The following is a 21415-nucleotide window of genomic DNA, read 5'->3' on the forward strand; positions in this document are numbered from 1 at the left end:
CCCCAAGCCACCACCCCCAGAGGAGACAACCCCATGAAAACCATCCATACGCCCATGCTGGGCGTGGCGCTAGCCTGCCTGGCGTCCTTGCCCGGTGCCGCTTCGGCGCAGTCCAAGGTCGAGATCTTCGGCGTCGTCGATGTCGGCGTCACGCACCTGAACGGCTCCGGCCCCTCCAAGACCGGCCTGTCCACGGGCGGCGCCAACATCAGCCGCCTCGGCTTTCGCGGCACGGAAGAGCTGGGCGGCGGCCTGCGCGCTGGCTTCTGGCTGGAGGCGGGCATGGACGTGGACAGCGGCTCGGGCAAGGCCAGCGGTGGCGGCCTGAGCTTCAACCGCCGCTCCACCGTGAGCCTGTCGGGCGACTTCGGCGAAGTGCGCCTGGGCCGCGATGACTCGGCCACCTTCCTGAGCACGCTGATCTTCGACCCCTTCCTCACCAACGGCGTGGGCGGCACCATGGGCTTCACCATGCTGGGCATTCCCGGCACGGGCACGGCCACGGGCGGCGCGCCCATCCAGATCAGCAACGCGGTCAGCTACTTCCTGCCGCAGAACCTGGGCGGCTTCTACGGCCAGGTGCAGGTGGCCATGGGCGAGCAGGCGCGCAGCGCGCCCAACAAGAACCAGGGCGACTACCGCGGCTTGCGCTTCGGCTACCGCCAGGGCCCCTTCAACGGCGCACTGGCCACGGGCAAGTTCTATGGCGACAGCGATGCGACCAACCTCACGGCCAGCAACGTGGGCCTGAGCTGGGACTTCGGCGTGGCCAAGCCCATGCTGCTGTGGGCCAGCGAAAAGCGCGGCGCCCTCAAGGTCACCGCCCTGCAGCTGGGCGTGACCGCGCCCGTGGGCATGGGCGAGTTCAAGGCCTCCTACGGCCACTACAACACCGACGGCAGCAATGCCGACTGGAACAAGATCAGCGTGGGCTACGGGCACAACCTGTCCAAGCGCACCCAGGTCTACGGCACGGTGGCCTTCCTCAAGAACAAGGACGGCGCGGCCAAGTCCATCGGCGTGCAGGGCCTGTCGGCCCCGGGCACCACGCTGGGCGGCCGCTCCTCCGGCTTCGAGGTGGGCGTGCGCCACTTCTTCTGATACAGCCCATCGGGCGATAGAGACTTGCCATGAAAGATATGCGTGCGGCCCGCTGGTGGGGGGTGATCAGCCTCTTCATCATCGTCGCCATCTCCTATGTGGACCGGATCAACCTTTCGATCCTCATCCTCGACCAGGGATTTCTGGACCACATCGGGCTGACGCACGACGACCGCACGCGCCAGGGCCTGCTGGCCACGGCCTTCATGGTGGGCTACGGCGTTTCTTCCTTCGTGTTGACGCCGTTTTGCGCGGCGCTCTTCGGCGTGCGCCGAAGCCTGGTGGTCGGCCTGCTGCTGTGGGGCGCCGTGTCCTTTCTGTCCCCGGCCATGAACAGCTATGGCCTGCTGCTGGCCTCGCGCATCCTGCTGGGCATCTCCGAAGGGCCGCTGTACTCGCTGGCGGGCAGCTACATCAAGGCGCATTTCCAGAGCCACGAGAACGGCCTGCCCAACTCCTTCGTGAACATGGGCACGGGACTGGGGCTGGCGGTGGGCTATCCGCTGATCGGCTACCTGGTGGCCGGCCATGACTGGCAGACCTCGTTCCACGTGCTGGGCCTGATCAATGTGGCCATCGGCATTCCGCTGGTGCTGGCCTTCATCCGCATGCCCCGCGTGGACACCGGCATGCCGCGCCCGCGCTCGCTGGGCGAGGCAGTGGGGCAGGTCGGGCAGATCGTGCGCGGCGCCATGCACACGCGCTATCTGGTGCTGGTGGCCGTGCTGTCGGCGGCCTTCTTCTCCTACCTCTGGGGCAGCAGCAACTGGCTGCCGGCCTACCTGGAGTCGCGCGGCTTTTCGCTGCGCGAGATGGGCTGGCTGGCCTCGCTGCCCCAGTACGCCACGGTGCTGGCCGTGCTGGTCGGTGGCATCGTCATCGACCGCCTGCCGCGCCGCCAGGTGCCGCTGATCTTCGTCGGCGGCAGCCTGGGCCTGGCGCTGGCCATATGGCTGGCCATCCACATGGAAGACCGCTACGCGGCGGCCTACTGCCTGATCGCCGCCAACTTCTGCTGGGGCCTGATGAGCCCGGCCATCCCCAGCACCGTGCAGTACTGCGCGCGGCCCGAGCATGTGGCCAGCGCCTACGGCGTCGTCAACGGCACGGCGACCCTGGTGGCGGGCTTCATGCCTGCGCTCATGGGCGCCGTCATCGGCTGGACGTCGCATTCGGCCGGCGGCGGTTTCGTTGCCGGCTTCGGCCTGCTGGTGGGCACGCAGCTGGTGGTCATGGTCTGCGGCCTGGTGCTTTGGCTGCGCGAGCGCGGCCAGGGCACCCACGGTGCCAGCGATGCCCGGGATACGTCCGCGCGCACGGCCTGACCTGCACTACAGCGCGCCCGCTGCGGCGCACTGCTCCAGAAACGTCACCAGGGCCTGCACGCGCGCCGTGCGTCCCTTGCGCGTGGGCACCAGCAGGGTGACGGGCGCGCTGCCGAAATGCCAGTCGGGCAGCACGCGCACCAGCCGGCCCTCGGCAATGGCCGGTGCCATGTCCCATTGCGAACGCAGCACCAGGCCCAGGCCCTGTTCGGCCCAGTGGCGGGCCACGCCGCCATCGTTGGTCACATAGGACGGCGTCACACGCAGGGTCTGGCCGTCCACGGCACGCCGGCTGGCGGCGGGGCGCAGGTGCCACAGCGTCACATCCTCCTCGTTCTCGCGGATGCAGATGCAGGCGTGCTCCAGCAATTCGCGCGGCGTGGCGGGCGTGCCATGGCGGCGCAGGTAGCCGGGGCTGGCGCACAGCCAGCGGTCGTTGGCAGCCAGCTCGCGCGCCACCCAGGAGGAGTCGCGCACCGCGCCGATGTGGACCACGGCATCGGCATCGTGGCGGTCGGGGAAAGGCGTTTCGCGCAGGTCCAGCTGCAGTTTCAGTTGCGGGTGCTGGCGCGTGAAGGGCACCAGGGCCGGGGCCAGCCGGCTGCGCCCGTAGCCAAAGGGCGCGGCCAAGCGCAGCGTGCCGCCCAGCTGGCGGGCATCGCCGTGCAGCGAGTCGCGCAGCTCCTCGATCTGGCCCAGCAGCCGCACGGCCTCGCGGGCAAAGCGCTCGCCCTCGGGCGTCAGCGCCAGGCGCCGCGCGCTGCGGTTGGCCAGGGACAGGCCCAGTTCGGCCTCCAGTCGGCGCAGGCGCATGGACAGTGCAGGCGGTGTTACGTCAAGCGCACGGGCCGCCGCGCTCAGCGAGCTTTCGCGCAGCAAGGCGGCGGCAAGCTGCAGGTCTTCGATGGCAATCATTCAATTTGCCTTAACGATTGATGACGGCGGATTTAACCACGACCATGGTCTTGGTCCGTACAGTGCCAAGGCATGAACACCCCATACCCCACCTCTGCCGCATGGCCCCGGGCCGTGCTCTTCGACCTGCTGACCGCCTTGCTGGACTCCTGGACCGTCTGGAATGCGGCCGCCGGCAGCGAGGCTGCCGGGCGCGACTGGCGCGCCGAATACCTGCGCCTGACCTATGGCTGCGGCGCCTACCAGCCCTATGAGGACCTGGTGCGCACGGCGGCCCGCAACCGGGGCCTGCCCGAGGCGGTGGCCGACAGGCTGGAGGCGCAATGGGAGCAGCTGCAGCCCTGGGATGGCGCACGCGAGCTGCTGGCCGCCCTGCGCCCGCACTGCCGCCTGGCCGTGGTGACCAATTGCTCCGAGCGCCTGGGTCAACGTGCCGCCGCGCTGCTGGGCGTGGATTGGGATGTGGTGGTGACCTCGGAAGCAGCAGGCTTCTACAAGCCCGACCCCCGGCCCTACCAGCTGGCGCTGGACCGGCTGGGGCTGCCTGCGGGCCAGGCCGCCTTCGTGGCCGGATCGGGCTATGACCTGTTCGGCACCTCGGCCGTGGGCCTGCGTACCTTCTGGCACAACCGCGTGGGCCTGTCGCGGCCCACGGGCGCGCCGCAGGCCGAGGCCGAAGCACCCACGCTGGCGCCGGCACTGCCCTGGCTCAGGGACTTTTCCCTGCAGCAGGGTTGAACCCCGAGGGTGCAGCCGGTGCTGTGCCCGCCCTCCTATCCTGTCCACCCTTGTGAGGAGCCTGCCATGCAGCTGCGTCCAGCCCTGCCGTTGTCCCTTGTGTCCGCATTCCCGGTCCTGTCCATCGTCTGTGCCATGGCGTGGAGCCAGGGAGCCCTGGCGCAGGCCGGCGCTGCCTTTCCGGCCAGGCCGGTCACGCTGGTCGTGCCGTTTCCCCCGGGAGGCCCCAGCGATGCGCTGGCCCGTGCCGTGGCTCAGAAGATGGGGGAGCATCTGGGCCAACCCCTGGTGATCGAGAACCTGGGTGGCGCCAATGGAACCATCGGCCTGAACCAGGCGCGCAAGGCTGCCGCCGACGGCTACACCCTGTCCTTTGGCGGCATAGGCACGCATGTGGTCAATGTGGCCTTGTACCGCAAGCTGCCCTATGACCCCGTGGCCGACTTCGCCCCTGTGGGACCTGCGGGCGCGGCGCCCATGCTGCTGCTGGCGCGTGCCAATCTGCCGGCCTCCGACCTGCGCCAGTTCGCCGACTGGCTCAAGCGCAACCAGGCCGCAGCCTCCTATGGCAGCGCCGGCGTGGGCTCGATATCGCACTATGGGTGCGTGCTGCTGCTGTCGGCGCTGGGCCAAAGCCCCACCCATGTTCCCTATCGCGGGATCGCGCCTGCCATGAACGATCTCATGGGCGGACAGACCGATTTCATGTGCGACCAGACGACGACGGCGCTGCCGCAGATCGCGGGCGGCCGCATCAAGGCGATTGCGGTGCTGGGAACACAGCGCCTGGCTCAGCTGCCGGGCACGGCGGCCAGCGCCGAGGCCGGCCACCCCCTGCAGGCGCGCTCATGGAACGCGATCTTCGCACCACGCGGCACGCCGCCGGCGGTGCTCGCGCGGCTGACGCGGTCGCTGCAGCACGCCATGGGCGATGCGGGCCTGCGCGCACAGATGGCCGCGCTGGGGGTGGAGCTGCCGTCGCCCGAGCAGGCCGTGCCGGCCACGGTCTCCGCCTTGATCGAACAGGGACTGCGCAACGACGTGCCTGCCCTCAAGGCCAAAGGCCAATACCTGGATTGACGATGGAGAGAGAAACACCATGCAAGACACACTTCTGACCCTGGACACGCCCGCTGCCGTGATCGACCTCGCACGCATGCAGCGCAACATCCACCGCATGCAGCAGCGCATGGACGCGCAGGGCGTGCGCCTGCGCCCCCATGTGAAGACCAGCAAGAGCGTGCCCGTGGCCGCCGCGCAGCGCGCGGCCGGGGCCTCGGGCATCACGGTCTCCACCCTGAAGGAGGCCGAGCAGTTCTTTGCCGCTGGCACCACCGACATCCTCTATGCAGTCAGCATGGCGCCGCACCGCCTGCCGCAGGCCCTGCAACTGCGCCGGCGCGGCTGCGATCTCAAGCTCATCGTGGACAGCGTGGCGGCGGCCCAGGCCATTGCCGCGTTCGGCCGCGAACAGGGCGAGGTCTTCGAGGTATGGATAGAGATCGACACCGACGGCCACCGCTCCGGCGTGGGCGCCGAAGATGCGCCGCTGCTGCTGGCCATTGGCCGCACGCTGCACGACGGCGGCATGCGCCTGGGCGGCGTGCTCACGCATGCCGGCTCCAGCTACGAGCTGGACACGCCCGAGGCGCTGCAGGCGCTGGCCGAGCGCGAGCGCGCCGGCTGCGTGCAGGCCGCCGAAGCCCTGCGCGCGGCCGGCCTGCCGTGCCCCGTGGTCAGCGTGGGCTCCACGCCCACCGCGCTGGCGGCATGCCGGCTGGACGGCGTGACCGAGGTGCGCGCAGGCGTCTATGTGTTCTTCGACCTGGTGATGCGCAACATCGGCGTGTGCACGGCCGAGGACGTGGCGCTGTCGGTGCTGGCCACCGTGATCGGCCACCAGGCCGACAAGGGCTGGGCCATCGTGGACGCAGGCTGGATGGCCATGAGCCGCGACCGGGGCACGGCGAAACAGCGGCAGGACTTCGGCTACGGCCAGGTCTGCGACCTGCAGGGGCGGGTGATGCCGGGCTTCGTGCTCACGGGCGCCAACCAGGAGCACGGCATCCTGGCCCGGGCCGATGGCACGGCGGAGGCCGACATCGCCACGCGCTTTCCCCTGGGCACGCGGCTGCGCATCCTGCCCAACCATGCCTGCGCCACGGGCGCGCAGTTCCCGGCCTACCAGGCGCTGGGGGCAGATGGCTCGGTGCAAACCTGGGAGCGGCTCCATGGCTGGTGAAAACGGGATCGATCTGCGCCATGCATCGCCGAACCTGCCTGCGCCGGGCGGCCACTACAGCCACACGGCCATGGGCCAGGGGCTGGTCTTCGTGTCAGGGCAGCTGCCCATACGGCCCGACGGCACGCGCATGGTGGACGCCAGCTTCGAGGACCAGGCGCGCCAGGCGCTGGCCAATCTGGCAGCGGCGCTGGAGCTGGCCGGCAGCGGCGTGCCTCGCCTGCTGCAGGTGCGCGTGTACCTGGACGACATGGCGCACTGGCCGGCCTTCGACCGCCTCTATGCCGACTGGGCCGGCACGCACCGGCCCGCGCGCGCCGTGGTGCCCACGGGGGCGCTGCATTTCGGGTTGAAGGTGGAAATCGAGGCCGTGGCGCTGGCCTGAAGAAAGCCCGGCCCGAGGGGGCCGGCTGCCGCTACTTCAGCCAGCCGCGCTTGCGGAAGTAGAGCATGGGCCCCACGGCGCTGAGCACCATGAGCGCGATGACGTAGACGTAGCCGAACTCCCACTCCAGCTCGGGCATGAAGCGGAAGTTCATGCCGTAGACGCTGGCGATCAGCGTGGGCGGCAGCAGGGCCACGCTGGCCACCGAGAAGATCTTGATGATCTTGTTCTGGTTGATGTTGATGAAGCCGACCGTGGCATCCATCAGGAAGTTGATCTTGTCGAAGAGGAAGGCCGTGTGGCTGTCCAGCGATTCGATGTCGCGCAGGATCTGGCGCGCTTCCTCGAACTGCTCGGCATTGAGCATCTTGGAACGCATCATGAAGCTGACGGCGCGGCGCGTGTCCATGACGTTGCGGCGGATGCGGCCGTTCAGGTCTTCCTGGCGCGCGATGGCGCCCAGCACTTCGCGGGCCACATCGTCGGTCACGTCGCCGGACAGCACCATCTTGCTGGCCTTCTCCAGGTCGTCGTAGATGCCTTCGAGCGTATCGGCCGAGTACTCGGCGTCGGCGTCGAACAGCTTGAGCAGCACGTCCTTGGCCTCGTCGATCAGGCCCGGCGCGCGGCGTGCGCGCATGCGCAGCAGGCGGAAGACCGGCACGTCCTCGTCATGGATGGAGAACAGCACGCCGCAGCTGCGCAGGTTCTTGTTGTGCTCGTTGACGATGAAGGCCACGCGCACGGAGCGGGGATCCTCGTCATCGTCGATCAGGAAGTCGCTGCGGATGTGCAGCTCGCCGTTGTCTTCTTCGTAGAAGCGGGCCGATTCCTCGATGTCGTCGTCCATCGCATCTTCGGGGATGGACAACTCGTAGTGCTGCTTGATCCAGCGCTTTTCCTCGACCGTGGGCGACTCCAGGTCCACCCAGATCGGCTTGAAGCGGGACAGCTCCTCCAGCGACTCGATCTCTTCTTGAACCAGGCGGCCATTGGCCAGCGTAAAGATGTTGAGCATAGGCTCACTCCAGGTGTTCTTCTCAGGCGTGCGGGGTATCGGGGGTGCTTTCAACCCCACAGGCCAACCGGGAGTTGAAAGCTACCAACTGGGGTAGGTTTCCACGGAGCTTTCTCCAAGATGCAAAGCATCGGATTATGCAGCGTTGCGCTGCAGCATGCGGGCCGGCCGCGCTATTCGGAAGCGGCTCCAGGGGGCATCTGGCGGCCTGTCACAAAAGCCTGGGCATGGCACAGGTCGGCCCAGGCGCCGGCCTTGGCCTGGGGGGCGCGCAGCAGGTAGTTGGGGTCGTAGCTGACCACGGCCGGCACACCGGCGATGCGGTGCGGCTCGGCGCGCAGGCGGCCCAGGGCCTCCTGGCGCCCCAGCACGGCGCGCGCCGTGGCCAGGCCCAGCACCAGCACGCAGGCCGGGCGCAGATCGCGCAGCAGTGCCTCCAGCGACGGTTGCAGGGCCGGGACCTCGGGCGCCTCCTGGCCTTCGGCCGGAGGCTGCACGCGGTGCAGGGCGGCGCTGTACAGGCGCGGATGGTCCTGCAGGTTCAGCGCGCGCAGCATGTTGTCCAGCAGCCGGGCAGCATCGCCTTCCAGCGCGGTGCGCGCGCAGTCGGGGCCGGGGCGCCGGGCGGGCGGCAGCGGCAGGGAGTTGGCAGGCGGCTCCAGCAGGATCAGCCAGCCGCCTTCGCCGCCCTCACCGGCCGGCGGCGTTGCCGCATACACGGGACGCACGGGGCCCAGCCGCCAGCCCAGGCCCGGTGCGCCGGCCACGGGCTGCTGCACGTAGCGGCGCGGCGGGCGTTCGCGCTCGGGGATGACGGGTGCAGGAGAGGCGTGCACGGGTGCGGGAGGCGGTGGCGCCTGGACCGGCGCCTGAACAGGCACCTGAACGCGTACGGGCGTTGGCGCGGCGACAGGCGCCGGTGCATCAGGCGCCGGTGCAGCAGACGCCGGGGAGGGCGCCTCCTGCACGGGCGGCGGCACGGGGCGGGCCACCAGCGGATCCGCCAGGGGCGCCGCTGCAGGCGCATCGGCGGGCACAGCCAGGGCCTCGGACAGCACGGCGGGCGCGGTCTCGGGTTCGGGCAGCCAGACAGTGATGCCCATGGCATGCAGCATGGCCCGCTGGCGGGTGTCTAGATTCAGGGCCATAGCTTGAGGCTCATGAGCACGGCATGCTCGCGCGGGCCGTCGTGCATGGGGTAGTAGTTCTTGCGCAGGCCCACCTCCTGGTAGCCATGCGCGGCGTAGATGCTGCGTGCGCGGACATTGCTCTCGCGCACTTCCAGCCAGATCCATTGGGCCTGGCGCTGGCGCGACCACAGGGCCAGGGCGTCCAGCAGGATGCGGGCCCAGCCCTGGCGCTGGCGCGCCGGGGCCACGGTGATGTTGAGCAGGTGCACCTCGTCGAGCACGATCATGGCGACGAAGTAGCCGACCAGCCCGCCCTGGGCATCCACCAGCAGCTGGGTTTCATAGCCGGCCGCCATGGCGTCGATGAAGTTGCCGCGCGTCCAGGGATGGGAATAGGCCTGCTGCTCCACGGGCAGCAGCGTGTCCAGCCACAGCACGTTCAGCGGCTCGAAGCGCACGCTGTCCCGCTCCGACGCCAAGGCGTCGGTCAGGGGCGGCAGCGGCCGCGAGGGCTGTGGCGTGTGCGTGCTCATGCCTGGGCAGGAGGGGTCTCTGTGGTCTGCACGGATGAAGCAAGCGCGGCTGCCGCCTTGGCAGCCTCGCGCTCGGCCGTGGTCTGCGCGACTTTATCGCGGATGTAGCGCGGCAGGGCCTGGTCGGCCGGCAGGGCGCGGTCGGCCGCCAGCATCGCAGGGGCCAGGCGCAGCATGGCGGCGGCCGTGGGCAGCGCAGCCACATGGCTGGCCTGGGGCGCCAGGCGCTCGCCATAGGCGGCCAGGGCGTTGCCGGCCACCACGGTGCCGGGCGGCAGCTGCAGGGCCTCGGGCGCGCACAGGCCGAAGTCGCCGCTTTGCTCGCCGATGTCGTTCCAGCGGCCATCGGCCCAGTGGTAGGCGGCGTGGTAGACCTCGTTCATGCGCGCATCGATCACGGCGATGAGGTCGGTGCAGCCGTATTGCATGCGCGCCTGCTCGGCCACGGCCAGCAGGCTGTCCATGGGCAGCACGGGCACGCGGGCGGCAAAGGCCAGGCCCTGGGCCACGGAGCACGCCGTGCGCAGGCCTGTGAACGAGCCCGGACCCCGGCCGAAGACGATGGCCCGCAGCTCGGCGAACTCCAGTCCGGCCTGGGCCATAAGGGCCAGGATGGCGGGGATCAGCTCGGTCGAGGTCTGCGGGCCGCCGGGGCCGCTGTGTTCCCAGACGGCATCGCCGCGCTGCACGGCGATGGAGAGGGTGTCGGTACTGGTGTCTAGGGCAAGAAGATTCATGGCGTGGGGCAGGCGGCGGTGCCGCAGCAAGCCCTGGATTATCGGTGCCCCGCCCGGCCCGCGCGCGGCATGGCCGCAATGACCGGCGTAGACTTGCCGGCCATGTTGCATCTTTCGCTGTCTTCTTTCCTTATTTCCTCGATTTCCTCCGCCTTCTCACTCGGAACGCCGCGTTCACACCGGGGCCTGGCAGCCGCGCTGCTGGCGGCGGCTGCCCTGCCCGGCATGGCCATTGCCCAGGCCGATGCGCCCACGTCACCGGCGGCCCTTTCCACCAAGACTGCGCGCGAAAGCCGGCTGCCGCCTCCCGTGGAAGCCGCCCTGGCGCGCGCCAAGCTGCCGCGCGAGGCGGTCTCCGCCCTGGTGGTGGAGGTCGATGGCCGGGCCGCTCCGCGCCTGGACTGGCAAAGCCATGTGGCCATGAACCCGGCCTCGGTGATGAAGCTGGTCACCACCTATGCGGCGCTGGACCAGCTGGGTCCTGCCCATGTCTGGCGCACGCCCGTCTTCCTGGGCGGGCCGGTGCAGGACGGCGTGCTGCGCGGGCCGCTGTACATCCAGGGCCAGGGCGATCCCAAGCTCGTGATGGAGCGGCTGTGGCTGATGCTGCGCCGCCTGCAGGGCATGGGCATCAAGGTCATCGTGGGCGACATCGTGCTGGACCGCAGCGCGTTCTCCGTCCCCGCCCACGATCCCTCCACCTTCGACAACGAGCCCTGGCGCCCCTACAACGTGGCGCCCGACGCCCTGCTGGTCAACTACAAGGCCGTGACGGTCGGCTTTGTGCCCGACGCCGCGGCGGGCGTGGCGCGGCTGCAATACGACCCGCCGCTGGCCGGAATCCAGCAACAGGAAACCGTGCCCCTGGCGCCGGCAGGCAGCGAGTGCGGCGACTGGCGCGCCCGGCTGCAACTGGACATGGCCGACCCGTTGCGCATCGCCTTTGCCGGCACGTTCCCGGCCAGCTGCGGCGACAAGAGCTGGTCGCTGGCGCCGGCCCAGCCCGAGGCCTTCGCGGCGCGCGCCATCGAGGGCATGTGGCGCGAGCTGGGCGGCAAGCTCACGGGCACCGTGCGCGACGGCCGCGTGCCGGCCGGCCTGCAGCCGGCCTTCCAGAGCGAATCGCCCTCGCTGGCCGAGGTGGTGCGGGACATCAACAAATACAGCAATAACGTCATGGCCCAGCAGGTGTTCCTGACCATGGGCATGCAGCGCACCGGCGTGGCCAGCTTCGAGGCCTCGCGCCAGGCGCTGGGCCAGTGGTGGCAGGCGCGCTGGGGTGCGGCCGAGCAGCCCGTGGCCGACAACGGCGCGGGCCTGAGCCGAGAGGCGCGCATCACGGCCTCCGGCCTGGGCCGCATGCTGCAGCAGGCCTGGGCCTCGCCCGTGATGCCGGAGTTCGTGGCCTCCATGCCCATCGTCGGCGTCGATGGCACGCTGCGCCGCAGCCTCAGCCGCGTCCAGGGCATGGCGCACCTGAAGACCGGCACGCTGCGCGATGCCTCGGCCCTGGCCGGCTATGTGGATGGCGCCAGCGGCCGCCGATACGTGCTGGTGGCCATGGCCAACCACGCCAATGCGGCCGCCGCGCGCGCGGCCTGGGATGCGCTGGTGGACTGGACGGCGCACGACCGCTGATACGCCGCCTGCGCTCCTGTTCCAGGGCCTGCTTTTGCAGGCCCTTTCCGTTGTGTTTCCGCCTCCTGCCCGGCAAGGGCCTTGTCCTGCCTGCGGGCGCCAGACCGGTATTTATCGTCTATTCGCCCGCGTGCGAAATGCCCGGTCGGCCCGCGATTCCTATCGGTACTTGCCCGGTGTCGCCAAGGTGCGACTGTCGCTACGATGGCAATCACCAAAAAAAGCACGGTCGTGCTATTCACAACACTTCACGGAGATCACACCTTGGCAAATCGTTATCGAATCCTCGCGGCCTCCCTGGCCACGGCCGGCCTGCTGGCCGCTTGCGGTGGCGGCAGCGGCGCCGACACCACCCCCCGTGCCAAGATCACCTCCGTCAAGGTGATGGGCGACAGCCTCTCCGACAGCGGCACCTTCGGCTACAAGTTCACCGTGCAGAACGCCACGCTGACAGGCGCCGGCTCCAACCAGGTCTGGGCCGAGCGCGTGGCGGGCCTGTACAACATCTCCCTGTGCCCGCGCTTCAACGGCACGGCCTTCACGCCCAACACCTCGTGCAACAACTACGCCGTGGGCGGCGGCCGCATCAACTACACCAGCGCGCCCACGGCGCCCATCTCCATCACGCAGCAGATCCTGCTGGCCGGCGCGGCTGGCTTCACGGCCGATGACCTGGCCGTGATCGACGGCGGCGCCAATGACGCGGCCGACGTGATCGGCGCCTTCCTGGCCGCTTCCAGGGACCAGGGCGCCAACTTCAAGGCGCTGCTGTCCACCAAGATCGACGCGGCCACGCTGGGTGCGCTGCTGCAGCAGGGCCAGGCCGGCATGGCCCAGGCCGGCGGCCTGTACATGCAGAACCTGGCCAAGGGCTATGTGTCCACCATCCAGGCGAATGTGCTGGGCAAGGGCGCCACGCGCGTGGCCATCCTCAACGTGCCGGCCATCACGCTGACGCCGCGCTTCCAGCTGGTACTGCAATCGGTGGCCCAGCAGCAGGGCTCGGCCGCCGCCGCCCAGCTGGAGACCGTGTTCGACGGCTGGGTCAAGGCCTTCAACCAGCAGGTTGCCAACGGCTTCGCGGGCGAGAGCCGCGTGGCCATCATCGATTTCTACAGCGAGTTCCGCCAGCAGATGGCCGACCCCGCCCAGTACGCCTACACCAACGTGAAAAAGGCGGCCTGCCCTGCCACCGGCGTGGGCGCCGACGGCCTGCCCACCTACAGCTTCCCGACCTGCACCGAGGCCGCGCTGTCCGCCTCCATTCCCGTGGGCGAGACCAGCGCCAACTGGTGGAAGAGCTATGCCTTTGCCGACAGCTTCCACCCCACGCCCTATGGCCATCAGCAGATGAGCCAGCTGGCCTCCCGCACCCTGGCCCGTGCCGGCTGGCTGTGATCGCAGTCATGCAGCACGAGGAGACACATCCATGAAGACATTCCTGCGCATCACCGCCGCCGTGGCCATGGCCACGGCCTGCATGGCCGCCACCGCCCAGTCCGCCGGCACCTGGAGCGTGCGCCTGGGCGCCACGCGCATCGATCCCCAGACCAGCAGCGGCTGGCTGAGCACACCCAGCTTCCCCGACACCCGCGTGGACGTGAAGGCCAACAGCCAGCTCACGGGCGGCGTGACCTACATGGTCACCAACAACTGGGCCATCGACGTGCCCATGGGCCTGCCGTTCAAGCATGACTTCGTGGGCAATGGCGCCATCTCCGGCACGGGCAAGCTGGGCCGCACCAAGGTGCTGCCCGCCACCGTGTTCGCGCAGTACCGCTTCGGCGAGGCCAACTCCGCCTTCCGCCCCTACCTGGGCCTGGGCGTGACCTATGCCAAGTTCTTCGGCGAGCGCACCACGGCCTCCCTCAACGGCCTGACCGGCGGCACGCTGGCCAACCCGACCACGGCCTCGGTGGACAGCAAATGGGGCCTGACGCCCCAGATCGGCTTCGTCTACAACTTCAACGAGCGCTGGTTCCTGGACGTGGCCTACTACAAGAGCTTCCTGAAGACCACGGCGCACCTGTCCTCGGGCCAGAGCGTGTCGCTCAAGCTCAATCCGAACGTCTACGCCATCGGCATCGGATACCGCTTCTGACAGGTCGCAGTCCCCAAAGAAAAACCAGCCCGCGGGCTGGTTTTTTCATGGAGGGGGACTGCGCCTACTTGGCCGTGGGCATCACGAATTCCGCACCCTTGGGCGTGCTCTCGGGCCAGCGCTGCATGATGCTCTTTTGGCGGGTATAGAAGCGCACGCCTTCCTCGCCATAGGCGTGCATGTCGCCGAACAGGCTGCGCTTCCAGCCGCCGAAGCCGTGCCAGGCCATGGGAACGGGAATCGGCACGTTGATGCCGACCATGCCGACCTCGATGCGGCGGCCGAACTCGCGCGCCACATTGCCGTCGCGCGTGAAGCAGGCCACGCCGTTGCCGAACTCATGGTCGTTGACCAGCTGCACGGCCTCGGCGAAGTCCTTGGCGCGCACCACGGCCAGCACGGGGCCGAAGATCTCTTCCTTGTAGATGCGCATGTCGGGCGTGACATGGTCGAACAGCGTGCCGCCCAGCCAGAAGCCGCCCGAGGTGTCCGTGCCTGTGGAGGAGCCGGCCGCCTTGCCGTCGAAGCCCCGGCCATCGACCAGCAGCTGCGCGCCTTCCTTGACGCCCAGGTCGATGTAGCCGCTGATGCGCTCGTGCGCGGCGCGGGTCACGATGGGGCCCATTTCCGCGGCCAGGTCCTCGCCGTCCAGCACCTTCAGCGCCTTGGTGCGCTCGATCAGGCGCGGCAGCAGCTGGTCGGCCACGTCGCCCACGAGCACGGCCACGCTGATGGCCATGCAGCGCTCGCCGGCCGAGCCGTAGCCGGCGCCGATCAGTGCGTCCACGGCCTGCTCGATATCGGCATCGGGCATGACCACCATGTGGTTCTTGGCGCCGCCCAGGGCCTGCACGCGCTTGCCGTGGCGCGCGCCCGTCTCGTAGATGTAGTTGGCAATCGGCGTGGAGCCCACGAAGCTCACGGCCTTCACGTCGGGATGCTCGATCAGCGCGTCCACCGCCTCCTTGTCGCCCTGCACCACGTTGAACACGCCGTCAGGCAAGCCCGCCTGCTTGAGCAGGTCGGCGATCAGCAGCGACGGTGTGGGATCGATGGGACTGGGCTTGAGCACGAAGGTATTGCCCGCCGCAATGGCCACCGGGAACATCCACATCGGCACCATCACCGGGAAATTGAAGGGCGTGATGCCCGTGACCACGCCCAGGGGCTGGCGCAGCGTCCAGTTGTCGATGCCGGTGGAGACCTGGTCGGTGAAATCGCCCTTGAGCAGCTGCGGAATGCCGCAGGCGAATTCCACGATGTCGATGCCGCGGCTGACTTCGCCCTGCGCATCGGTGAAGACCTTGCCGTGCTCGGCCGTGATCGCATGGGCCAGCTCGTCCTTGTGCTGGTTGAGCAACTCCAGGAAGCGCAGCAGCACGCGTGCACGGCGGATGGGCGGCGTATCGGCCCACTTCGGGAAGGCCGCCTTGGCCGCCGCCACGGCGGCATCGACATCGGCGCGCGAGGCCAGGGCCACGCGGCCCGTGACCTGGCCGGTGGCCGGGTTGGTCACGTCCTGCCCGCGGTCGCTGGCACCTGCCGTGCGCTGGCCGTTGACGTAGTGGACGATGGAAGCGAAGGAGGTGTTTGCGGTGTTCATGCCAGGCAGTCTAGAAGTGCGCTTTCTGCCTGCCTAGGCGCTGCGCTTGAATTGATTGTTCAATTTGCTGAACAATCCATGCATGGCAAATGAAAAACCCGATGCCAAGGCCGAGGCCTTGTGGAGCCACCTGCACTGGCTGGTCGTGCTGGAGCAGCAGGGCAGCTTCACCTCGGCCGCCGCGCGCCTGGGCGTGAGCAAGGCGGCCATGAGCCAGCGCGTGGCCGAACTGGAGCGTGCAGCCGGCATCGCCCTGGTCACCCGCACCACGCGCAGCGTGCGCCTGACCGAAGCGGGCCAGCGCCTGGTGGACGACACGCGCGGTGCCTTCGAGCACATTGCCCACAGCTTCTCCGGCGTGCGCGACCTGGCTGCCGCACCGCGCGGCCTGCTGCGCGTGACGGCGCCGCTGGCCTTTTCGCGCCAGCAACTCATGCCGCGCCTGCCGGCCTTCCTGCGCGCCCATCCGCAGATCCGGCTGGAGCTGGACCTATCGGACCAGATACGCTCGCTGGCGCTGGAAGGGTTTGATCTGGCCATACGCCACGTCACGGCGCCGCCCGAAACCCATGTGGCCTGGGCGCTGGCGCCCACGCGCTCGCTGCTCGTGGCCAGCGCGGACTACCTGGCCGCGCACGGCACCCCGTCCACGCCGCAGGACCTGGCCGCGCACCACTGCCTGCACTATCCACGCACCCAGGGTGCCCCGGCCTGGAGCTTCGTTCCCCGCGACGCCGGCGTGGACGGCGTGCGCGTCGTCGTTCCCGTGACCGGCGGCTTTGCCGCCAACAACAGCGAAATCCTGCGCGACGCGGCACTGGCCGGCCTGGGCATCGCCCTGGTTCCGGACTTCAGCGCGCAATCGGGCCTGGCATCCGGCCACCTGAGCGAAGTCCTGCCCGGCTGGCGGCCCGTCGACGCCTTCGGCGAACAGCTGTTCGCCATCCGCCCCTACGCCAGCCACGTCCCGCGCGCGGTGGCGGTGTTCGTGGACTTTCTGCGGGAGTCGTTTGCGGCAGGGTTCATCCGCTGAGGGCGAGCCCTCAGGCCTTGATCCCCAGCTTGTCCACCAATTGCTTGAACACCGCGTTGTCGCGGTCGATCACGGCCTTGAATTCGGGCTGGTCCAGGTAGCCCTCGCCCATGTTCTGCTTGGCCATGGTTTCGCGCAGGACGGGGTCCTTGAGGGTCAGGGCCATGGCCTTGCGCAGGGTCTGGACCACGGCGTCGGGCGTGTTGCGGGGCACGGCCAGGCCGCGCCAGCCGCCGATGAGCAGGTCGATGCCGCGCTCCTTGAGCGTGGGCACGGCTTCCCAGCCGGCCTGTATGCGCTGCTCGGCCATGATGGCCAGCGGGCGGATCTTGCCGGCCGCCACATAGGTGGCCACCTCCACGGGCGTGACGGCCACGGCCTCGATGTGGCCGCCCAGCAGGTCGAGCACGGCGGGGTTGGCGCCGCGGTAGGGCGCGTGGTTGAACTTCACGCCCGCCTTGTCCTGCAGCGCGGCGGCGGCCAGGTGGCCCAGCGAGCCCGGGCCGGCATTGCCGATGCGCACCGCTGCCTCGTCCTTGCGCGCGGCGGCGATCAGTTCCTCGATGCTGCGATAGGGCGAGTCGGCACGCACGGCGATGGTGGCGGGGTCGGCGTTCAGGCGGGCCACGGGCAGCAGGGCGTCGGAGCTGATCTTGGTCAGCCCCATGTGCGGGATCATGGTCAGCTCGACGGTGATGATGCCGATCTTGTAGCCGTCCGGCCGGGCATTGGCCAGTTCGGTCCAGCCCACGGCGCCGCTGGCGCCTGCGCGGTTGAGCACGATCAGGTCCTGCGGCAGGTGCTTGCGCGCCACCTCGGCCAGCGCGCGTGCCAGCACGTCGGTGCCGCCGCCTGCAGCGAAGGGCACGATGAGTTCGATGGGGCGCTGGGGCCAGGCGCCGGCAGGCGCTTGTGCCACGGCGGGCAGGACGGGCGCTGCGGCCAGGGCGCCGAGTGAGCGGATGAAATGGCGGCGGGATGCGGTGGTCATGTTGTCTCCGGAATCTGTTCTAAGTGTCTTTTGTCGCTGCTGCGCTTCAATCCATTTTGATTTGGGCCGCCTTGATCACGCCGCTCCACAGCGCCTGTTCCGAGCGCACGAAGCCTGCGAACTGCTGCGGCGTCATCTCCATGGGCTGTATGCCGATCTCTTCGAGCTTGGCACGCGTCTCGGGGTGGCGCAGGGCGGTGGCCAGGCTCTTGTTCAGGCGCTCGGTGAGCGCAGGGCTCAGGTGGGCGGGGCCGACAAAGCCCTGCCAGGCATAGGCTTCGAAGCCGGGCACGCCGGCCTCGGCCATGGTGGGTATGTCGGGCAGGATGGGCAGGCGCTGAGGCGTGGCCACGGCCAGCACGCGCAGCTTGCCCGCGCGGATGGCCGAGATGCTGGGCGGCAGGTCCACGAACATGGACTGGATCTGGCCGGCCATGAGGTCCTGCAGCGCCGGGGCCGAGCCCTTGTAGGCCACGTGCAGGATCTGGGTGCCCGTGCGCTGCTTGAACAGCTCCAGCGCCACGTGCAGCGGCGAGCCCGGCCCCGACGAGGCCGAGGAGATGCCGCCCGGCTCCTTGCGCGCCATGGCCAGGAATTCCTGCACGTTCTTCGCGGGGAAGGACGGATGCACGGCCAGCACCAGCGGCATGCGGCCCAGGCCGCCGATGTAGCTGAAGTCCTTGCCCGCGTCATAGCTCAGGCGCGCATACATGGCGGGGTTGAAGGCCAGCGTGCCCGAGTCGGCCGTGCCCAGCGTGTAGCCATCGGCCGGGGCGCGTGCGATCAGCGTGGCGCCGATGATGCTGGCCGCGCCGGGACGGTTGTCCACCACCACGGGCTGGCCCAGGTCCTTGCCCATCTGCACGGCCAGCTGGCGAGCGATCACGTCGGTGGTGCCGCCCGGTGCATAGGGCACCACCCATTTGACGGGCTGGGTGGGCCAGGCTGGCGCACCCTGGGAGGAGGGGGCTGGGGTGGATTGCGCCTGGGCGGTGCCCATGCCCAGCGTCAGCAGGGCGCAGGAAAGCCAGGCCTGGCGGTGCAGGACCATTGGGTTGAACAGCATTTTTTGTCTCCGGTGGTTTTTATGGGGATCTGTTGCGCCGTGTGTCAGCGCGGCCGCAGCATCCATTCGTGCGCGGGATCGTTGCGAAAGGCCCAGCGCCGCTCGGGCCCGGCCATGGTGTTGAGGTAGTAGAGGTCGTAGCCGTGCGGGGCCACGCAGGGGTGGTAGCCGCGCGGCACCATCACGGTGTCGCGGTGCTCCACGGCCATGGCTTCGTCGATGCTGCGGTCATCGGTGTAGACGCGCTGGAAGGCAAAGCCCTGGCTGGGGTTGAGCAGGTGGAAGTAGGTTTCCTCCAGCACGGTCTCGGCGTCCGGCGCGGCGGGGTCGGCGCTGTCGTGCTTGTGCGGCGGATAGCTGGACGAGTTGCCCGCCGGCGTGATGACCTCGACCACCAGCAGGGACTCGGCCGCCTCGGTCTCGGGCAGGATGTCGCAGACATGGCGCGTGTTGCTGCCCTGGCCGCGCACGCTGCGGCGCATGCTTTCGGGCGCGATCACGCGCGTGGCATGGCGGCCCGTGGCGGGTGCGGCGCTCAAGGCAACGTCGGCTGGGCTGCGCGCCGTGATGCGCAGGCTTTGGCCGGGCGGCACGTACACGGCCGTAGGCGCACTCTCCTCGAACACGCTGGCGCGGCTGCCCAGGGCGCTGAACGCCTGGCTGCCGACCTGCACATCCACCTGGCCGGTGAGCACGGTGATGCAGTATTCAAGCGGTCCCGTGGACAACTCCTCCTGCTCGCCTGCCTGCAGCCTCAGGGCCTTGAAGTGGATGTGCTTCCAGCCCGCACTGGCCGGCGTGATGTCGGTGACGATGCGGCCGGGCGCGGCCTTGACGAGCAGGCTCATGCTGCAGCTCCTTCGGTGATGTCCTGGGAGGTTTCCACGCGGCTGGCATCCCAGCCGGCGATCAGCGCACGGAAGTTGGCGGCGACGGCATCGCGCAGGCCGGCATCGTCCAGCTCGTTGCGCAGCCACTGCAGCGCGGGTCCGGCCCAGACGCTGCGGCCGATCATGAAACCCTTGACCACGGGCGCCCGCGCCTGGGCAAAGCCCTGCACCAGTTGCTCCACGGGCTGGGACAGGCCCAGGATCACGGCGCCCCGGCACCAGGGGTCGCGTTCGTTCACCAGGGCGTCCAGCGCCTCCCAGTTCTCGCGCGCCATGGTGCCGACCTTCCACCATTCGGGCCTGAGGCCGAGGTCGTAGAAGTGGCGTATGGCGCGCAGCACGGCCTCGCCCCGGTCGTCGGGCGCCAGCGTGTCCTTTGGCGGGATCACTTCCAGCAGCAGCTCATGGCCGCTGGCGCGCGTGGCGGTCCAGACCTGCTGCAGCCAGACATCCTGCTCGGCGCGCAGTGCGGGCGTGTCGTCGGGGTGGTAGAAGACCAGGCATTTGACGGTATGGCTTTGCGGCCAGTGCAGCAGCTCGGAGGCCAGCGAGTTCGTGCCGTCGAAGCGCAGCGGGCGCGAGCCCGGCCGCTCTATGGGCCGGCCGATCCACCAGCCGCGTCCCGTGGCGTCGTGCAGCGCGGCCTCGCCCAGGTCGTGCCGGCCGTCGATCAGCACGCCCATGCGGCCCGCATTGCCCGGGTCGCGCTCGACCTGGGCGACCACCTCGTTGATCAGCCGCTTGAGCGGGCGCAGCCGCGCGGGCGCTGCGCCGGCCTCGCGCGCCAGATCGTCGAACTGGCTGCGGTGGTCATAGGCCAGCACGCACAGCGCGGGCCACTGCGGCCGCGCGCGGCTGACGCGGTGCAGGTGGGACAGCTCGGGGTCCTGGTCGGGACGCGGATGGCGGTGGCCCGAGAACCAGTGCGCCAGCTCGGCCTGCGTGGGCATGGCCGGCGCGCAGCCATGGCGCGAGACCACGATGGCGCCGCAGGCGTTGGCAATCGCCGCAGATGCCTCCAGGCTCTTGCCGCGCAGCAGCCCCGACAGAAGGCCGGAGGCAAAGGCATCGCCCGCGCCCAGCACATTGAGCACTTCCACGCGTTCGCCCGGCACCGTGGGCGCCTGGTCGATGACATCGGGCACCGCGCCTTCGATCAGCGAGCAGCCCAGCGGCCCGCGCTTGACCACGAAGACGGCGCGGCTGCATTCGCGCACGCGGCGCAGGCTGGCGATCAGGTCACCCTCCACGCCGCCGGCGATCAGCCATTCCTCTTCGGTGCCGATGATGAGTTCGAACGGGCCCAGCTCGGCCTGCAGCCTGCGGCTGACCTCGGCGCTGGCGACATAGCGTGTCTCGCCGTCGCCCCGTCCGGTCAGGCCCCACAGCACGGGCCGGTAGTCGATGTCCAGTACGCGCACCAGTCCGTGGCGGCCCGCGATCTCCAGCGCCCTGCGGCTGGCGGCCAGCACGCCGGGCGCGCTCAGGTGGGTGCCCGTGATGGCCAGGCAGCGGCAGCGGGCCAGGAATTCCTCGCTGATGGCTGCGGCGTCCAGCGCCATGTCGGCGCAGTCCTCGCGGGCGAACAGCAGGGGGAAGGTCTCCTGGTCCTTGATGCCCAGCAGCACCATGCCGGTCAGGCGCCGGGCATCGACCTGCACCTGGCTGGTGTCGCAGCCCTCGCGCTGCAGCGTCTCGACCAGGAAGCGGCCGTTGTGCTCATTGCCCACGCGCGAAATCATGGCCGAGCGCAGCCCCAGGCGCGCCGTGCCGAAAGCCATGTTGCCGGAGGAGCCGCCCAGGTACTTGGCAAAGCTGCTGGCCTCTTCCAGGCTGCAGCCTGTCTGCTGCGCGTACAGGTCCACGGCCAGACGGCCCAGGCAGGCCACGTCCAGCGGACGGTCGGAGGGAAAGTTCAGCATGCTCATGGTCATAGGCCCGTGCGTTGCGAGGGGCCCGGGGCGTGCGG

General features: G+C 69.5%; 20 protein-coding genes. 10 read left to right on the forward strand and 10 right to left on the reverse strand.

Going from position 1 to position 21415, the window contains the following annotated elements; genetic code table 11:
- Positions 1–33: 33 nt before the first annotated feature.
- Together GRX31_RS03535 and GRX31_RS03540 are read left to right on the forward strand one after the other, a co-directional pair.
- Complete coding sequence (locus GRX31_RS03535) at positions 34–1101, forward strand: porin (RefSeq protein WP_013804504.1); 1068 nt, start codon at positions 34–36, stop codon at positions 1099–1101.
- A gap of 29 nt (positions 1102–1130) precedes the next feature.
- Positions 1131–2426: an MFS transporter gene (locus GRX31_RS03540; RefSeq protein WP_016449106.1), complete on the forward strand. Its 1296-nt coding sequence runs from the start codon at positions 1131–1133 to the stop codon at positions 2424–2426.
- Positions 2427–2432: 6 nt separating this feature from the next.
- Here GRX31_RS03540 and GRX31_RS03545 read toward each other — a convergent pair whose 3' ends face one another.
- Positions 2433–3341, reverse strand: coding sequence for a LysR family transcriptional regulator (locus GRX31_RS03545; RefSeq protein WP_016449107.1), 909 nt, complete (start codon positions 3339–3341; stop codon positions 2433–2435).
- Between the two features lie 72 nt (positions 3342–3413).
- Between GRX31_RS03545 and GRX31_RS03550 the strand changes: the two genes are divergently transcribed.
- The 4 genes from GRX31_RS03550 to GRX31_RS03565 all read left to right on the forward strand — a co-directional run bounded on the left by GRX31_RS03550 (position 3414) and on the right by GRX31_RS03565 (position 6706).
- Positions 3414–4079 carry an HAD family hydrolase gene (locus tag GRX31_RS03550; RefSeq protein WP_016449108.1) on the forward strand — a complete coding sequence of 222 codons (666 nt, stop codon included), beginning with the start codon at positions 3414–3416 and terminating at the stop codon, positions 4077–4079.
- Positions 4080–4145: 66 nt separating this feature from the next.
- Positions 4146–5159, forward strand: a complete 1014-nt coding sequence (locus GRX31_RS03555; protein ID WP_016452041.1) for a tripartite tricarboxylate transporter substrate binding protein BugD — start codon at positions 4146–4148, stop codon at positions 5157–5159.
- Between the two features lie 19 nt (positions 5160–5178).
- Positions 5179–6321 (forward strand): DSD1 family PLP-dependent enzyme, encoded by a 1143-nt coding sequence (locus GRX31_RS03560; protein ID WP_160851530.1) that lies wholly within the window; start codon positions 5179–5181, stop codon positions 6319–6321.
- Positions 6311–6706, forward strand: a complete 396-nt coding sequence (locus GRX31_RS03565; RefSeq protein ID WP_160851532.1) for a RidA family protein — start codon at positions 6311–6313, stop codon at positions 6704–6706. Before GRX31_RS03560 ends, GRX31_RS03565 begins: the two co-directional genes overlap by 11 nt.
- Before the next feature lie 31 nt (positions 6707–6737).
- Here the strand turns inward: GRX31_RS03565 and corA are convergent, their stop codons facing one another.
- The 4 genes from corA to tsaB form a co-directional block, all read right to left on the reverse strand.
- Positions 6738–7724 carry a magnesium/cobalt transporter CorA gene (gene corA, locus GRX31_RS03570; protein ID WP_016449112.1) on the reverse strand — a complete coding sequence of 329 codons (987 nt, stop codon included), beginning with the start codon at positions 7722–7724 and terminating at the stop codon, positions 6738–6740.
- Positions 7725–7897: 173 nt separating this feature from the next.
- Positions 7898–8872, reverse strand: a complete 975-nt coding sequence (locus tag GRX31_RS03575; protein WP_160851534.1) for a uracil-DNA glycosylase family protein — start codon at positions 8870–8872, stop codon at positions 7898–7900.
- Positions 8863–9387 (reverse strand): ribosomal protein S18-alanine N-acetyltransferase, encoded by a 525-nt coding sequence (rimI, locus tag GRX31_RS03580; RefSeq protein WP_016449114.1) that lies wholly within the window; start codon positions 9385–9387, stop codon positions 8863–8865. Before rimI ends, GRX31_RS03575 begins: the two co-directional genes overlap by 10 nt.
- On the reverse strand, positions 9384–10124 hold the full coding sequence (tsaB, locus tag GRX31_RS03585) for a tRNA (adenosine(37)-N6)-threonylcarbamoyltransferase complex dimerization subunit type 1 TsaB (RefSeq protein WP_160851536.1): 741 nt from the start codon (positions 10122–10124) through the stop codon (positions 9384–9386). The genes rimI and tsaB overlap by 4 nt, the downstream gene beginning before the upstream one ends.
- A gap of 69 nt (positions 10125–10193) precedes the next feature.
- On the opposite strand from tsaB, the gene dacB reads away from it, so the two are divergent.
- The 3 genes from dacB (at position 10194) to GRX31_RS03600 (ending at position 13863) form a co-directional block, all read left to right on the forward strand.
- Positions 10194–11762: a D-alanyl-D-alanine carboxypeptidase/D-alanyl-D-alanine endopeptidase gene (dacB, locus tag GRX31_RS03590; RefSeq protein ID WP_034363446.1), complete on the forward strand. Its 1569-nt coding sequence runs from the start codon at positions 10194–10196 to the stop codon at positions 11760–11762.
- 264 nt (positions 11763–12026) lie between these two features.
- A complete protein-coding gene (locus GRX31_RS03595; protein ID WP_160851538.1) occupies positions 12027–13160 on the forward strand; it encodes an SGNH/GDSL hydrolase family protein in 1134 nt (377 codons plus the stop codon).
- Between the two features lie 31 nt (positions 13161–13191).
- The gene (locus tag GRX31_RS03600; protein WP_016449118.1) at positions 13192–13863 is read left to right on the forward strand and encodes an OmpW/AlkL family protein; all 672 of its coding nucleotides are present in this window, start codon (positions 13192–13194) and stop codon (positions 13861–13863) included.
- A gap of 64 nt (positions 13864–13927) precedes the next feature.
- Here GRX31_RS03600 and GRX31_RS03605 read toward each other — a convergent pair whose 3' ends face one another.
- Positions 13928–15466 (reverse strand): CoA-acylating methylmalonate-semialdehyde dehydrogenase, encoded by a 1539-nt coding sequence (locus GRX31_RS03605; RefSeq protein WP_016449119.1) that lies wholly within the window; start codon positions 15464–15466, stop codon positions 13928–13930.
- Between the two features lie 82 nt (positions 15467–15548).
- On the opposite strand from GRX31_RS03605, the gene GRX31_RS03610 reads away from it, so the two are divergent.
- The gene (locus tag GRX31_RS03610; RefSeq protein ID WP_016449120.1) at positions 15549–16499 is read left to right on the forward strand and encodes a LysR family transcriptional regulator; all 951 of its coding nucleotides are present in this window, start codon (positions 15549–15551) and stop codon (positions 16497–16499) included.
- 10 nt (positions 16500–16509) lie between these two features.
- Here the strand turns inward: GRX31_RS03610 and GRX31_RS03615 are convergent, their stop codons facing one another.
- The 4 genes from GRX31_RS03615 to GRX31_RS03630 are packed head-to-tail and all read right to left on the reverse strand — an operon-like array spanning position 16510 to position 21374.
- The gene (locus GRX31_RS03615; protein WP_016452035.1) at positions 16510–17490 is read right to left on the reverse strand and encodes a tripartite tricarboxylate transporter substrate binding protein; all 981 of its coding nucleotides are present in this window, start codon (positions 17488–17490) and stop codon (positions 16510–16512) included.
- A 46-nt stretch (positions 17491–17536) separates the two neighbouring features.
- Complete coding sequence (locus GRX31_RS03620; protein ID WP_160851540.1) at positions 17537–18556, reverse strand: Bug family tripartite tricarboxylate transporter substrate binding protein; 1020 nt, start codon at positions 18554–18556, stop codon at positions 17537–17539.
- A 44-nt stretch (positions 18557–18600) separates the two neighbouring features.
- Positions 18601–19404 carry a 5-deoxy-glucuronate isomerase gene (iolB, locus tag GRX31_RS03625; RefSeq protein WP_017404006.1) on the reverse strand — a complete coding sequence of 268 codons (804 nt, stop codon included), beginning with the start codon at positions 19402–19404 and terminating at the stop codon, positions 18601–18603.
- A complete protein-coding gene (locus GRX31_RS03630) occupies positions 19401–21374 on the reverse strand; it encodes a bifunctional 5-dehydro-2-deoxygluconokinase/5-dehydro-2-deoxyphosphogluconate aldolase (RefSeq protein ID WP_160851542.1) in 1974 nt (657 codons plus the stop codon). The genes iolB and GRX31_RS03630 overlap by 4 nt, the downstream gene beginning before the upstream one ends.
- Positions 21375–21415 lie beyond the last annotated feature (41 nt).

It is taken from the genome of Delftia sp. CH05 (assembly GCF_009827015.1).
GTDB classification, from domain to species: Bacteria; Pseudomonadota; Gammaproteobacteria; order Burkholderiales; family Burkholderiaceae_C; genus Comamonas; species Comamonas tsuruhatensis.